Annotated in this window: 15 protein-coding genes; 10 read left to right on the forward strand and 5 right to left on the reverse strand. The window is 28.0% G+C overall.

Annotation, left to right across the window (positions count from 1 at the left end; translation table 11 throughout):
- Position 1 precedes the first annotated feature (1 nt).
- From AVANS_RS02745 to aspA, 3 genes are all read right to left on the reverse strand, one after another.
- Positions 2–433: a hypothetical protein gene (locus tag AVANS_RS02745; protein ID WP_239818130.1), complete on the reverse strand. Its 432-nt coding sequence runs from the start codon at positions 431–433 to the stop codon at positions 2–4.
- The gene (gene ccsA / locus AVANS_RS02750) at positions 430–3,414 is read right to left on the reverse strand and encodes a cytochrome c biogenesis protein CcsA (protein ID WP_239818131.1); all 2,985 of its coding nucleotides are present in this window, start codon (positions 3,412–3,414) and stop codon (positions 430–432) included. Before ccsA ends, AVANS_RS02745 begins: the two co-directional genes overlap by 4 nt.
- Positions 3,415–3,577: 163 nt before the next feature.
- Positions 3,578–4,978: an aspartate ammonia-lyase gene (aspA, locus tag AVANS_RS02755; RefSeq protein WP_239818132.1), complete on the reverse strand. Its 1,401-nt coding sequence runs from the start codon at positions 4,976–4,978 to the stop codon at positions 3,578–3,580.
- Between the two features lie 61 nt (positions 4,979–5,039).
- On the opposite strand from aspA, the gene AVANS_RS02760 reads away from it, so the two are divergent.
- From AVANS_RS02760 to AVANS_RS02805, 10 genes are all read left to right on the forward strand, one after another.
- A complete protein-coding gene (locus AVANS_RS02760; RefSeq protein ID WP_239818133.1) occupies positions 5,040–5,759 on the forward strand; it encodes a TerC family protein in 720 nt (239 codons plus the stop codon).
- Entirely contained in the window at positions 5,749–7,431 is a 1,683-nt protein-coding gene (locus AVANS_RS02765) for a phosphoethanolamine transferase (protein ID WP_239818134.1), read from the forward strand. The genes AVANS_RS02760 and AVANS_RS02765 overlap by 11 nt, the downstream gene beginning before the upstream one ends.
- A gap of 50 nt (positions 7,432–7,481) precedes the next feature.
- Complete coding sequence (gene trxB / locus AVANS_RS02770; RefSeq protein WP_239818135.1) at positions 7,482–8,414, forward strand: thioredoxin-disulfide reductase; 933 nt, start codon at positions 7,482–7,484, stop codon at positions 8,412–8,414.
- A complete protein-coding gene (locus AVANS_RS02775) occupies positions 8,411–8,644 on the forward strand; it encodes a hypothetical protein (protein ID WP_239818136.1) in 234 nt (77 codons plus the stop codon). The genes trxB and AVANS_RS02775 overlap by 4 nt, the downstream gene beginning before the upstream one ends.
- 41 nt (positions 8,645–8,685) lie before the next feature.
- The gene (locus AVANS_RS02780) at positions 8,686–9,279 is read left to right on the forward strand and encodes a hypothetical protein (RefSeq protein WP_239818137.1); all 594 of its coding nucleotides are present in this window, start codon (positions 8,686–8,688) and stop codon (positions 9,277–9,279) included.
- The gene (locus AVANS_RS02785; RefSeq protein WP_239818138.1) at positions 9,276–10,232 is read left to right on the forward strand and encodes a hypothetical protein; all 957 of its coding nucleotides are present in this window, start codon (positions 9,276–9,278) and stop codon (positions 10,230–10,232) included. The genes AVANS_RS02780 and AVANS_RS02785 overlap by 4 nt, the downstream gene beginning before the upstream one ends.
- Positions 10,229–11,104 (forward strand): hypothetical protein, encoded by an 876-nt coding sequence (locus AVANS_RS02790; protein WP_239818139.1) that lies wholly within the window; start codon positions 10,229–10,231, stop codon positions 11,102–11,104. Before AVANS_RS02785 ends, AVANS_RS02790 begins: the two co-directional genes overlap by 4 nt.
- A gap of 85 nt (positions 11,105–11,189) precedes the next feature.
- Positions 11,190–11,753 carry a LemA family protein gene (locus AVANS_RS02795; protein WP_239818140.1) on the forward strand — a complete coding sequence of 188 codons (564 nt, stop codon included), beginning with the start codon at positions 11,190–11,192 and terminating at the stop codon, positions 11,751–11,753.
- Positions 11,746–12,459, forward strand: coding sequence for a DUF3137 domain-containing protein (locus AVANS_RS02800; protein WP_239818141.1), 714 nt, complete (start codon positions 11,746–11,748; stop codon positions 12,457–12,459). The genes AVANS_RS02795 and AVANS_RS02800 overlap by 8 nt, the downstream gene beginning before the upstream one ends.
- Before the next feature lie 2 nt (positions 12,460–12,461).
- Positions 12,462–13,148 (forward strand): DUF3137 domain-containing protein, encoded by a 687-nt coding sequence (locus AVANS_RS02805; RefSeq protein ID WP_239818142.1) that lies wholly within the window; start codon positions 12,462–12,464, stop codon positions 13,146–13,148.
- A gap of 8 nt (positions 13,149–13,156) precedes the next feature.
- Here AVANS_RS02805 and AVANS_RS02810 read toward each other — a convergent pair whose 3' ends face one another.
- Positions 13,157–13,777 (reverse strand): bifunctional 4-hydroxy-2-oxoglutarate aldolase/2-dehydro-3-deoxy-phosphogluconate aldolase, encoded by a 621-nt coding sequence (locus AVANS_RS02810; protein WP_239818143.1) that lies wholly within the window; start codon positions 13,775–13,777, stop codon positions 13,157–13,159.
- Between the two features lie 10 nt (positions 13,778–13,787).
- A complete protein-coding gene (gene edd, locus AVANS_RS02815) occupies positions 13,788–15,584 on the reverse strand; it encodes a phosphogluconate dehydratase (protein WP_239818144.1) in 1,797 nt (598 codons plus the stop codon).
- Positions 15,585–15,652 lie beyond the last annotated feature (68 nt).

Below are 15,652 nucleotides of genomic sequence, written 5' to 3' on the forward strand. Positions count from 1 at the left end.
TTTACTTCATCCTTCTTTTAGCAAGCCCTAAATTTTCGTATAAATCAATTTCTCTTCTATAACTTGGATACCTTTTACCTAGTTCGTGATTTAAAAAAGCTATGATTTTAGCTTCTGCACATTTATTTGCACATACTGCACTTATAAAACCTAGCTTTTTCTTTGCATCTTCGCTTAAAGGTCCTGTTGTTTTAGCTTCAAGACTTTGAGTTTGAATAAAAGCTAAAACAACTTTGTTTAATGAAGCTGATGAATTAGCACTTTTTGCAGCTTTTATTAAATCATCTAAAGCATTCGTTGGTTTGTTTGAAGTTTTACTTTCAACACTTTCAACGCTTTTATTTTTAGAGCTTTTTATGATGAAATAAAAAACTAAAATAATAATAAATAAAAAAGCAACTACACCAGCACCTACAATTATATTTTCTTTCATAAAAGTTCTGATTCCTTCTTGTTTTTACTAGCAATTATAGTAAGCAATATCATAACACCTACACAAACATAAGCATAAACAGGCACGCTAGCAGCTTCTCCTGCAGCATAAGAGTGCATTCCGCTTAAAAAATAATTTACTCCAAAATAAGTCATAACTATACTCAAATACGCAAACATAGAGCAAACTGCAAAATAAAATTGATTATTTATTCCTTTAATTAATCTAATGTGAAGTACAGCTGCATATACTAAAATAGATACTAAAGCCCAAGTTTCTTTGCTATCCCAGCCCCAATATCTTCCCCACGATTCATTCGCCCAAACTCCACCTAAAAAGTTTCCTAAAGTAAGTAATGATAAGCCTAAAATCATAGCCATTTCGTTTATCATTGTTGCTTCTTTTATGTTTGCTTTTATTCTTTCATTTAATTTTTTGTTTTTACCTAGCATTGCAAATAAAATTAATACAAAAATTCCAAGTAAAGAACAAAGCCCAAAGAATCCATAACTAGCAGTTATAACGCTAACGTGAATTGTTAGCCAATAGCTTTGTAATACTGGTGCAAGGTTTCCAATTTGAGGATCAATTGAGCTAAGGTGTGCTACCATTAAAACAATTGCTGCAAGAATTGATGTAAGCGATAATGAAATAGGGCTTTTTTTAGAAAACACAATACCACTAAGTCCTAAAGCCCACGCAATATATAATAAACTCTCATATGAATTTGACCAAGGTGCATGGCCACTTAAATACCCTCTAATAGCAAGTGCGATAGTATGCACAATAAATACTAAAATATTTAAGTAATACACTATTTTAAATGCTAATTTTAAGCTTGTTTTTCCGCTAATCATTCTAACAAATACTAAGATTAATAAAATTAAACCACTTATTAAATAAACAGGGCTTAGCTTTGTAAATACTCCTACTTTATCAAAAATTACTTCAAGTTTAAACTTAGCATTATCAACATTAGTTCCTTGATCTGCTTTTATTTCGTTTAAGATTTTTGAACTTAATGCATAATTTTTGTCTTTATAAGCATTTATTAAAGATAAAAAATAAGCTTTTAAATCAGGCTTGCTACTTTCAAGAACATTTAAAGCTTTTCCATCTTCAAAACTAGCTCTTACATAGCCACCAAGTGATGCGTAATATAAAATATTTAAACGCTCATCAACTTTTAATAATTCTTTTTCGTAAGTTCCACGCTTGTTTGGATTCATTCTTAAAGCTTTTTCAACTTCATCTTTTAAAGCATAAACATTGTTTGGGAAAAAATCATAAAAACTAGCATATTTGCCTTTGCCAAGATTTAAAAAATCTCTTATTTCTTGATTGCTTAAATATATGAATTTTTCTTTTGAAAAGTCTTTAAAATCACTCATAATCCAAATTAGCACTTCGGTAGCATCTTTGCCTAAATATGTGCTTGATTTATGAATTTTATTAACCAAATCAAGTGCTAATGAACCAAATGGAGCAATTCTTCCATTGTCTTTTTGTATAGGTAAAATACTTAAATCTTGCACATGTTGTTCTAAGCTAATTGCTTGTAGGTTTTTGTTAGCATTATTGATAGCTTCATCAAGCTCATCTGAGCGTAAATTAGGCACACAAATAGCAAATAATATTGCAAGTGAGCTAATTTTTGCTAATCTTTTTGTAAGTATCATAAAACGAGAATTTTTTGAAATTAAATTAAAGAATAGCCCTAAACCTAATAAAAAATATCCTATGTAAGTTGGGATTTTGCCTGGGTCTTGATTTACACTTAAAATCGTTCCTAATTCATCTTTATCGTAAGAACTTTGATAAAATCTATAACCTTTATGATCTAATACATTATTCATATAAATCTTATAATCCTTGCTGTTATCTTCATCGTTTATTCTAATATAACTTGCGTATGATTTTGGCGAATTTGAAGCCATATAACGCTCTAACTCAAACTTATTTAATGTAAAGCTAAAAGGAAGTTCTAATAATTTTGCAGTATATGAAATGCTAAAAGTTTGATTTGCTAAAGTTATCTTTTGTCCTTCACCTTCAAATAAATAAGCGTATTTGCTTTCATTATCATAGGTTACTTTTACTAAATAAGCATTAGGATATTCTTTTTCTTTACTATCTTCATAGTATTTTACTCCGTGCTTATAAAACTTATCAAAGCCTATTTTGTAATTATCAAATGAAATAACCATTCCATCTTCTAAACTAAATTCATTTTCTGCTAATAATTTAATACTTTTTTTGGTTTTTACATCAAATATATCTAAGTCAAAATTAGCCTTAATTTTGTTTTCATTAAACTCTAAAAGCCTTGCGTTCATAGAAATATTTTTCTTATTTGAAATTACGGTTTGCCCTAAAACCACAAACCTTCCTTCTTCTAAAGCTAAAGCACTTGAACCTTGTTCGCCTGAAACATTTAATAAAACAAAAGGCATTCCGCCAAGCTCTTCTTTATAATTTGGCTTTGCGTGTAAAATAACTTTTTCTAATTTTAAATTAGCTATTTTGCCATCTAAATCAAGATTAATATCTATATCATTGTTTCCTAAAACGCTAATATATTTAAACTCATCATTAGAATAATATTTGCCATCTTTTGTAGCTGCTATACTAAAAAATGCTTCTCTTGAGCTTACGATATTTGAAGTTTCATTTTCTCTTATATGAATATATCCTTCAAAACCATAATATCTAGTAAGTGCTGAGCCAAGTAGCATAAATAAAAAGCTAATATGGAATATAAAAAGTGGTAATTTCTCATACATTTTATATCTAAAAAGTGCGAAAAATAAATTAATTCCAAGTAGCACTTGAATAGCTGCAAACCAAGGACTAGCATATATTAAAGCCCATGCGGTAGGAGTTCCGTATTTGCTTTCTATAAAAGTTGCTAAAGCGCTAGCACAGGCAAATAGCAAAAATAAAATCACACTTAGTTTCATACTTGATATCATTTTATACATAGATAATTCCTTGCGATTATTAAAATTAGAGTTTAACTAAAAAAAATTAGCTAAATTTAAACAAAAGTAATAAATAATAATTTTTATTATTTAGCTTAAATTATTGTTTATTATTTTTGGAATTTGAAATAGGATTTTCAATTTCCTATTTCAAATTCTTTTTTTATTTTATCTCTCCCATATGAGGTTTTAGCATAAATTCAGGGCTTAAAATTTTATCTAATTTAGCTTTATCCATTAATTTACGCTCTAAAACTAAATCATAAACTCTTGCACCAGTTTGTAATGCTTCTTTTGCAATACTTGCGCTATTTTCATAACCTATATAAGGATTAAGAGCAGTTACAATTCCTATGCTATTCATCACAAAATCTTCGCATATTTGTTTATTTGCTGTTATACCATCTATACATTTATCAGCTAAAGTTTTCATAGCACGCTCAAGCATACAAATACTATTTAATAAACTATAAGCAGCAAGTGGTTCAAATACATTTAATTGCAATTGTCCGCCTTCGCAAGCTAAAGTAACGCTTACATCAGCTCCTATTACATAATAGCAAACTTGATTTACCACTTCAGGAATAACAGGATTTACCTTACCTGGCATAATTGATGAGCCTGGTTGCATTTTTGGTAAGTTAATTTCATTTAAGCCGCATTTTGGACCACTTGAAAGTAATCTTAAGTCATTACAAACTTTACTAAGTTTTGTAGCAACTCTTTTTAAAACCCCACTAATTTGAACGAAAGCTCCTGTATCTTGTGTAGCTTCTATTAAATCATCTGCTATTACGAAATTTGCACCTGTTATGTATTGAAGGTGTTTTGCAACGATTGGTGGATAATCAGGGTGAGAGTTAATTCCTGTTCCAATAGCTGTTGCACCTAAGTTGATTTCTAAAATAAGGCTTCTTGCTTCGCTTACTCTTTGTATATCTTCACCAAGCATTACAGCAAAGGTTTTAAATTCTCTTCCTAAAGTCATAGGAACAGCATCTTGAAGTTGAGTTCTTCCCATTTTAATAATATCTTTAAACTCAATTGCTTTTCTTTCATAAGCTGCTTTTAAATAACTCATAGCTTTCATTAAATCGCTTAAATAATCATATAAAGCAACTCTTAAAGATGTTGGATAAGCATCATTTGTGCTTTGAGATAAATTCACATGATCATTTGGATGGCAATATTTATATTCGCCTTTTTTATGTCCTAATTTTTCTAAAGCTATATTTGCTATAACTTCGTTTGCGTTCATATTTGTTGAAGTTCCTGCACCACCTTGAATCATATCAACTATAAATTGGTCTTGATATTTTCCTGCAATTAATTCATCACAAGCAAAACAAATAGCGTTTTTTACATCTTCATTAATTAAGCCTAATTCGTGGTTTGCTAGTGCCGCTGCTTTTTTTACTTTTGCAAATGAAACGATAAGTCTAGGAAAATCCTTTAGACGCTTTCCTGAAATATCAAAGTTTTGAACAGCTCTTAAAGTCTGCACTCCATAATAAATGTCATCAGCGATTTCTAATTCGCCTAAAAAATCGTGTTCTAATCTCATTTAATCTCCTTTAAAAAATTTCGGTTAGGATAGCATTTTTTAATCAATAAAAAGGACAATTATGTTTGAATGGATTTTTACAACTGAGGGTATATTATCTTTTGTAACTTTAGTATTACTTGAGATAGTTTTAGGTATAGATAATATTATATTTCTTACAATTTTAGTAAGCAAATTGCCAAAACATTTACAAAATCGTGGGCGTATTTTAGGGCTTGCTTTTGCTATGCTAACTCGTATTGCGCTTTTATTTAGTATCTTTTGGATTATTAAACTTACAAAGCCTTTATTTAGTATTTTAGGTCAAGATTTTAGCGGTAGAGATATTGTATTAATCGGAGGTGGATTGTTTTTAATTGTAAAATCAATCAAAGAATTAATTTCAATGCATAAACACGAAACTAGCAATCACGATAATTTCAAAGCTAGTGCAAATTTTTTCGTAGTTATTTTTGAAATTGCATTAATTGATATTGTATTTTCACTTGATAGCGTGATTACTGCAGTTGGAATTGCTAATGAATTAAGCATTATGATTTTAGCTGTTATTATTGCTGTTATGTTTATGATGTTTGCTAGTAAGTGGATAGGCGATTTGGTTGAGAAATTTCAAGAATTAAAAACTCTTGCTTTAACTTTTTTAGTTTTAGTTGGCGGGGTTTTAATTGTAGAAGGTCTAAATATTCATGTAGAAAAAGCATATATTTATACAGCTTTAGCATTTAGTATAGTAAATACTACGCTAAATATCTTGCAAAAAAAGGGAAATAATGAAAAATAATTTTACGGAATTTGTTTTAAGGCATTTTGGAGTATTTTTATATTTTACGCTAAGCAATATTTTTTGCTTAGCTTTGTTTTCTAAAATAAATATTAATCAAGACTTTATTTTAAGTATTAAGTATGCAAAGCCTAGCAGTATTAGTGCAATATTTTTAACTTTATTAGCTTTTTTAATAGTATTTTTAATAAGTAAGAAATTTGCCTTAAATAAGCTTGGGGGGGGTATTTTAAAGCTTTTAATAATTTATAATCTTATAATTATTCTTATTCAGACTTTTTTAGTAATCAATTTTCACACTTTTATTAATCCAAGTTTTTTAGAAAGTTTATTTAACACTAATTTAAACGAAAGCATAGAATTTTTGATAATGTATTTTAATTCAAAAACTATTTTTGCTTTAATTTTTGTATTAGTATTTTCTTTCTTTATTTTAAAAATTAAAATTATTAAAAAAATTGGTAATAAATTTAATTTATTTTTTATTGTATTGATTTTATTTATTAACTTTGGAAACGATTTAAGAAGAGCTTTAAAATATGATTTTGAAAGGTATTTTAATATTCCTTTTATTAAATTTCATAAAGAAGTTTTTGCAAATAATGAAATCTTAGTTGAGTCATTAAAAATGAGAAATTCTTATATGCAGATAGCAAATTCGCATTCAAAAACAAAAGCTTTAGAAAATATAAAAAATATAGTTTTAATAATAGGTGAGAGCTCAAGAAGAAGTGCTTATCAAGATTATGGACAATTGTTACACACAACACCTAATTTATTAAGTATTGAAAATAAAATAATTTATTCTGATGTAATAGCTCCTTATTCATCTACAAATCCAGTTATGAGTGTGATGCTTAATTTTGCTAATTTAGATAATTTAAAAGAAAGAAAATTTTATGAAAATTTAGATATTGTAAATCTTTTTAAATTAGCAAATTACAAAACTTTTTGGATTTCAAATCAAGATTATGTAAGCGAATGGGGTAATAACGCTGCAAGTATCGGAATAATGAGTGATTTTGCGTATTTTTCTAATCAATATATAAGCTCAAGCGAAACTTTAGCTTATGCAAAATATGATGAAGTTTTACTTCCTATTTTAAATGATTTAAAGTTAAGCGATAATAATTTTATTAGCATTCATCTTTTAGGAAATCATGGAAATTATAAAAAACGCTATCCTAAAACATTTTCAAAATTTAGCGAAAGTGATATAAAAGAAAATATAAAAGATAAAAAAAGCATATCCGAATATTATAATTCTATACTTTATACTGATTATATTATTTATTCAATTTATGAAAGATTTAAAGATGATGATACTTTGATAATTTATTTAAGTGATCATGCAGAAAGTTTATATGATGATAAGACAAAATCATTATTAGGACATGGAGTAAGTGATAAAATAATTGCTGATATTCCTTTTATAATTCTTTATTCAAATTCTTTTAAAACAAATCATAAAGAACTTTTAGATAAATTAATATTATCTAAAGATTTAGCATTTATGAGTGATGATTTAATACACTTATTATGCGATATTGCAGGTATAAAAATAGCTGAGTTTGATGAAAGCAGAAGTCCTATAAATAAAAAATATAATAAATTTAGAATTAGGTTATTTGCTAACGAAATAAATTATGATAATTTTTTAAAACTTGATTAACTTAAGCTAGATAATATTAAATAATAAAAATTATTAATTAGGAGAATTTTATGTTAGATTTAGCAATTATAGGTGGAGGTCCAGCAGGTCTTAGTGCAGGGCTTTATGCTACTCGTGGTGGGCTTAAAAATGTAGTAATGTATGAAAAATTTATGCCAGGCGGACAAATTACAAGCTCAAGTGAAATGGAGAATTATCCAGGGGTTGCTACCGTAATGGATGGAATTAGCTTTATGATGCCTTGGACTGAGCAAAGCACTAGATTTGGTCTTAAAATTGAGCAAAAAGAAGTAACTAGAGTTGAAAAAAATGGCGAAAATTTTAAAATTATTTTTAGCGATAATTCAAGCGAAGATGCAAAAGCTGTTATAGTTTGCACAGGTGCAGCACCTAAAAAAGCAGGATTTAAAGGTGAAAATGAATTTTTTGGTCGTGGAGTAAGCACATGTGCAACTTGCGATGGTGCGTTTTATAGAAAAAAAGAAGTAGCTGTTTTAGGTGGTGGCGATACAGCACTTGAAGAAGCACTTTATTTAGCAAATCTATGCTCTAAAGTATATTTAATCCATAGAAGAGAAGGCTTTCGTGCAGCTCCATCAACCGTTGAAAGAGCTAAGAAAAATGAAAAAATTGAGTTTATTTTAAACGCTAAAGTAGAAGAAGTTGTAGGCGATAACGCTGGTGTTACAGGTGTAAAAATCGTATTTAATGATGGAAGTAAAAAAGATTTAGCAGTTCCTGGAATATTTACATTCGTTGGACTTGATGTAAGAAATGAAGTATTAAAACAAACCGATGGCTCATATTTATGTGAAATGGTAGGAGATGCTGTAAAGGTTGATTTAAGAATGAGAACAAGTGTTGAAGGGCTTTTTGCTGCTGGTGATTTAAGAGTTGATGCACCAAGACAAGTTGTGTGTGCTGCAGCTGATGGAGCAAACGCTGCATTAAGCGTAATTTCATACTTAGAGAGCAAACATTGATTACTAAAATTAAATTAGCATTAGTAAATAATGATTTTGATGAATTTAGCAATTTAGCTAGCGAGCTTGAAGAAAAGATTTCAAGTGGCTGGCTAAATACCCTAAATCAAGATGAATTAGTAGAATTAAGAGCCTTATATGTTCAAGTAATTGAAGCTTTGCTTATATTAAAGCACAAAGACTTAGAAAGATTAAAAAAGCTTAAAAACTCTTTACATTACATACAATAGGAATTTTTAAATTCCTATTTCAAATTCCACTGAGGATTTTTATGAGATATATTATATTTTTTATACTTTTAAATAAATTTCTCTTAGCTGATGATATTTTGGCAAAAAATCAAGAATTACAAAATCTTAAAATAGCTTGCAAAAATAACGATGCAAAAGCTTGCTATGAGCTAGGATTAAAGTATTTTGATGGTAAAATGTATTTAGAAAAATCATGCGAATTAGCCTATGCAAAAGCTTGTAATAAGCTTGCTGATATTTATATTTTAGATATAAATAAAAGTAGGTTTTATAATAAATTATCTTGTGAATACGGCAATGATTTTGATTGCGTGGCTTCATTTGATGATGAAGTGATAGATTACGAAAGACTTGCAAGATATTGTAAAGACGGCAAAAAATACACCTGCGATTATCTTAGAAAACAAAGCATAAAGCACAAAAATTTAAAATATTTTGTAAAAACAAATGAAAAATATGAAAAGCTTTATAATCTTTGTTTAGATGATAATTCTAAGGCTTGTTTTACACTGGCTTTAAATATAGATGATTTAAAGATTTTTGCAGATGATTTATATAAAAAGGCGTGTTTGCTAGAAGAGAATTTTTGTATATTTAAAAAGGTTGAAAAATGAAAAAATTATTAATATTTTTAGTGTTTTTTAGCTTAAATGCTAATGAAATATGTCAAGAGCTTTACTCAAAATACCTTAATGAATACGAGTTTTTAGCTAAATTTAGCGATGTATGTGCTGGGGTAAATGAGATATATTTATCGCTTAGCGAAGATGAGGCTAATAAGCTAAATGAATTGTATTTAAATGCTTGCAAGGAGAAAAAACATAAGTATTGCAAGTATATAAAAACGCTTTATGAAAACTCTCAGTTAAAAGATAAAAGCCTTTATTACAAGGCATTAGAGCTAGATTGCTTAGATAGATATGGCTGCTTTGATATTTTGCACGCTATGAAAAACGAAAGCGATAAAGATAAAAAATATTTTTATAATTTTTTAGAGCAAAAATGCAAAAATGAATATCATAAAAACGATGATTTTTGCTATGTTTTCGTGCAGTATAAATATAGATTAGATGATGATTTGATGTGTGAAAAAAATCCTAGCTTATGCTTAGAATTAGCCCTAAAAGAGAAAAATGAAGCTAAAAAATATAAATATTTAGATTATGCTTGTATGAACAAAATTAGCCTTGCTTGTAAATATTTAGCAAAACTTAGCAGTGATAAAAAAGATTATAAAGCTATGAAAAAATACGACAAACTAGCTAAAGATTATGATAAACCACAAGATGAAGAATGCTCTATAAATAATCTAAAAGCTTGTAAGGATTATATGTTGGCTAATGATATTAGTAAGGAATTTTATCTTAAATATTCGCCAGTTTATGAAAATCTGTGTTTTAATGATAATATAAATTTTTGCAAAGACGCTTGTATGCTTGAATATAAAAGCAATAATTACGAAAAAGTAAAAAAGCTAATTGATTTTACTTGCAAACACGATGAGAATTTATGCAAGGAATTATCAAAAACTTATTTAATGCCAATTTATGAAAAGGAATTGTTATGAAAAAGCTTTTATCGATTGTTTTCTTGTTGGTTTTTGTCTATGCAAATAGCGATTATGAGTGCAAAAGTGGTGATTTGATATCGTGTTTAGATGAGATTTCAAAAGCACCTAGTAAGATAGATTTTTGTCTAAACACAAATGATTATAATTACAAAAAAGCTTGTGCAAATAATTTTACAATGATTACTAAAAATGAAGATGATAATAAAGTTGAAAAACTAAAAGATAAATTATGTGATGATTATCCTAATGTTTGCTTTGAATATGTGATGAATTATAGAAATATAGCAAGAGGAACTATGAAAAAAAATCTCGAAAAAGCCTGCGAGCTTGATTTTATAAAGGCTTGTATTTTTGTGGCAAATAATTTTAGGGATAATTTAAAGTATATTAAAAAAGCTTGCGATGCGGGCGATTATGAATCTTGCGTAGAGTATGAATATAAAAAGCTTAAAGCAGGTGAGTTAAAAGCAGCTGAAGAAGAATGTCTAAAGACAAATAATTGCCAAAAAGCCATAGATAAAGGCAGCGAAAATGAGCAGATTTTAACCAAACTTTGTGATGAAAAGAACGCAAATGCGTGTTTAAAATATGCAGATTTAAACGCCGATAAATATAATGGAAAATATAAAATTTATAACCTAAAAGCTTGTGAAATTGATAGTGATATTTGTATGCAAAAGGCTAAAATGGTAGAGCAGTTTTTACACTTTGATTTTGATGGTAGTTTAGAAGATATGAAAGATTATTATAAAATCGCTTGTAAAAATGGCCTAGATCAAGCTTGTGAAGAGCTTAATAGAGTAAATTCTTTAAATAAAGATGATTATAAATTTAACGGCAAGGTAAAGACAATTAGAATTGAGTTTTAGGAATTTAAAATAGGAATGTCAAATTCCTGTTTTAAATTCTTTATTAGGGCTTATCTTTGTATAATTAGCTAAAAAAGGAGTTTTTATGGAAGTAATTTATGTAGTTTTAGCTTTAGTTGTTTTGATTTTAGTTTTAGGAATTAGCACATACAATTCATTAATTTCTAAAAGAAATGATGTAAGAAGTATTTATTCAAGTGTTGAGGTTTTGCTAAATCAAAGATATGATTTAATCCCTAATTTAGTAGCGTCTTTAAAAGAATATTTAAAACACGAAAGCCAAACCTTAGAAAACATTACAAAACTTAGAGAAAACGCATTAAATATAAATGATAAAGCTTTAAAATTTAATATAAACAATGAATTAAGCCAAGCTTTAAAAAGTCTTAATGTAAAAGTAGAAAATTATCCTGAGCTTAAAGCTAGTGAGAATTTTTTAAATCTTCAAAACGCTTTAAGAGAATGTGAAGAGCAAATTAGTGCAGCTAGAAGAGCTTATAATTCTTCTGTAAATGCTTATAATAGCGCTTGTGAGAGTTTTCCAACGATAATAATTGCTAATATGTTTAATTTTAAAAAGGCTGAGTTTTACGAAGCAAGCGAGCAAGCTAAAATTAATCCAAATGTAAAAGATTTATTTAATGATTAAAATCATTAGCTTATTTTTCATAGCTTTAATAGGCTATGAATTTTATAAGTTTTTAAATGATTTTAATGAAATTAGCATTTTAATATATTTGTTTATAGCGTGGTTTTTGGTAATTTTATTTGTTTTAGGTTTTAATTTTTATGTTTATGTAATACCATTTTTTTATAAAAATTTTAAAATAATTCATAATAAAGATTTATATAAAAACTCCTTGATTAAGCCTTTAAAAGCTAAGATTTTTTATTCTTATCAAAATAATGATATTGATATTTTAGGACTTTGCTTTTATGAGTTTAAAGATTTAGAACCTTTTTATAATTTTTCTTATCTTGATGTTTTGTTTTTTGGTGTTTATGTAAGAGTTAATAGAAAAATAAAGCATAATTTTAGAATATTTGCAAGCAAAAGGCTTATGTCTTTATATCAAGATGAGTGGGTGTTTTTTGAAAAATCATTTGCTAGTGATAATATAGAATTTAATAAGAAATTTAGCGTATATTCAAATGATTTGATAAATGATTTTAAGTTTTTTACCCCTAAAAAATTAGCAAATATTGTAAAAGCTGCAAGTAATATTAATAAAAAATTTAGCATAATTTATAGTAAAGATTATTTTGAGATTTATATCCATAATTTTTTCTTTACATCAAATATTAAAAAAGAATATGTTAGTTTATTAAAAATAATACAAGAATTTAGCGAGTAAAAATGATAAGTATTTTAAATATTTTAAGAATAATCGGGGTTATTTTAGTTGTTTTATATGCAGGTTTTTATATTTTTAAAAATTATGAAAATGTTGCTATTTTGTTTGTTGGTATACTAACTATAATTATCACATCGTTTTTAATATCTTATATTAATCATAAAAATATTATTGAGCCGTTTTTTATCTCAAATGGCTTTGATAAATTAAGCAAAAATATAAAAATAAAGCATATAAATTATGATGATTTAAGAGTTGATTATGTCTATTTTAAAGATGATTTAAGTATTGCAAAGCTTAATATTAGTAAAAAAGAAGAAAAGAATAAAATAAAGCTTTTTAATGGAGTTTTGTTTAAAAAAGATAATGTAGATAAAAAGCCTTTTGCTATACATTCAAGCAAGATTTTTAAAAAATTAGATAAAAATTATGGCTTATGCAAACTAGATAACACGGATTTTAATAAATATTTTCAAGTTTATTGTGAAGATAAAATTAAAATATATGAGTATTTTACACCTAAAAAACTTGAAAAGATAAGTCAAATCGCAAAAGAATTAAACAAAAAAATAAGCCTAATTTATGAAGATAATTCACTTTTTTTATACTTGCACGATTTTAGATTTAGCAAAGAAATCAGCAAGGAATTTGAATTAGGAATTAGACTTATTCAAGAATTTAGCAATTAGCTAAATTCTCAAGCTCTAAGCTCTAATGAATTTCTTGCTATTTCGCTAATTTCATCCCATTTTTTAGCTTTTATAAGCTCTTTTGGTGCAAGCCAAGAACCCCCAACACAAAGCACATTTGGTTGTGATAAATATTCTTTAGCATTGCTTTCGCTAATTCCACCAGTAGGGCAAAATCTAACATCGCTAAATGGTCCATAAATAGCCTTTAACATAGGCACACCACCAACAACACTAGCAGGAAAAAGCTTAAATGTATCAAGACCATATTCAAGCCCAAGCATTAGCTCTCCAGGACTTGCAATACCTGCTATTAAAGGTATTTTATAATCAATTTCTCTTAGTAATTTTTCATTTATTCCTGGACTTATTGCAAACTTTGCACCAGCATTTACAACATCTTTATATTGCTTAGCATTTATTACCGTTCCAGCTCCAACAATTGCTTCAGGAATTTCTTTGCTAATTAGCCCAATTGCCTTAAGTCCTGCATTAGTTCTTAGGGTTATCTCAAGCACTCTTACACCACCTAAAACTAAAGCATTTGCTAAAGGCAAAGCATCATTTATATCATCAATAGCAATTACAGGAATTACTGGATTTACTTTTAAAATTTCTCTTGCATTCATCTTCTTCTCCTTAAAAACTTACTCCGCCTTCTTCGGCGCTTAAACAATTATTTCTTAAAGCTTTAAAAAGCTCTCTACCACTACCTAATTCATTTGCACTTAAATCAATATGATTTATATTTCTAGTTAAAAAATCATCTTCTAATACATTTAAAGTGCCATTGATTGCATCAAATTCTATTAAATCCCCATCTTTAATCTTTGCAATATTTCCATCAAGCAATGCTTCAGGACTTGTATGAATTGCAGCAGGCACTTTGCCACTTGCTCCACTCATTCTTCCATCAGTAATTAATGCAACCTTGTATCCTTTAGACATTAATACTCCTAAAGGTGGTATTAGTTTATGAAGCTCTGGCATACCATTTGCCTTAGGGCCTTGATATTTTACAACTGCTATGAAGTTTTTATTTAATTCACCTTTTTCGTAAGCTGCCATTAATTCAAGTTGGTCATTAAATACAATCGCTCTTTCTTTTATATATAAATTATCATTGCTTACTGCGCTTACTTTAATTACCGAGCGACCTATATTTCCACTTAAAACCTTTAGCCCACCAGTAGTGCTAAATGGCTTATCATAAGTTGTAATTATCTCAGCATTTCTGCTTTTTTCAAGACATTTTTCATAAGTAATTTCATCATTTTTTAAGATAGGATCTTTTGTGTAATTACTTAAGCCAAATCCAGCTACCGTATTTACATCATCGTGTAATAAGCCATTATTTAATAATTCATTTATTACAAATGATAATCCACCTGCTTCATAAAAGTCATTTATATCAGCCTTGCCATTTGGATAAACTTTAGCTAAAAGTGGGGTAATATTTGAAATATCATTAAAATCATCCCAATTAATTATAATTCCCGCAGCTTTTGCAATAGCTATTAAATGTAAGGTGTGATTAGTTGAACCTCCTGTTGCCATAAGTCCAACGATAGCATTTACTATACTTTTTTCATCTATCATTTTTCCTATTGGTAAAATGCTTTTATCTTTTACACCTTTTGCAAAATGCTTTGCACTATAAGTTAATAATTTTTCTCTTAGTTTTGTATTAGGATTTATAAAGGCTGAGTTTGGCATATGAAGTCCAAGTAATTCAATCATAACTTGATTTGAATTAGCCGTTCCATAAAATGTGCAAGTGCCTGAGCTATGATACATTTTCATCTCAGTATTTAATAATTCTTCTTTGCTAATTAAACCTTGAGCGTATTTTTCTCTAGCAATACTTTTATCAGCATTGCTAATTCCTGTTGGCATAGGACCACTTGGAATAAACATAGCAGGTAATTGCCCAAATCTAAGCGCTCCCATTAAAAGTCCAGGAACAATCTTATCACAAACTCCTAAGTAAAATGCACCATCAAAAATATTATGAGATAGTCCAATTGCTGTGCTCATTGCGATTACATCACGAGAAAATAAGCTAAGTTGCATTCCGTCATAACCTTGAGTGATACCATCACACATTGAAGGAGTGCAGCTTGCAACTTGAACGCTAACGCCTTCTTTAATACAAGCTTGTTTTATGCTTAAAGGATAATCTTTATAAGGCTCATGAGCTGATAAAACATCGTTATAACTTGAAATTATCGCTAAATGAGTGCTATTTGCGTTGTTTAATTTCTCTCTTACGCTCTTAGGAATTGCAGCATAAGCGTGAGCTAGATTTGCACAGCCTAATTTACTGCGATTTATTTTAGAATTTGCATTTTCTATTAAGTCTAAATAATCTTTTCTTGATTTTTCGCTTCTTTTTATTATTTTTTCGGTAATTTCTAATAATTTTGCATTTGTCATAAAAACTCTTTTCTATTTAAAATATTTGATTTATTATAGATAAATAAACGTTATTAATGTTAAATCCT

The organism is Campylobacter sp. RM5004, assembly GCF_022369455.1.
Lineage (GTDB): Bacteria > Campylobacterota > Campylobacteria > Campylobacterales > Campylobacteraceae > Campylobacter_E.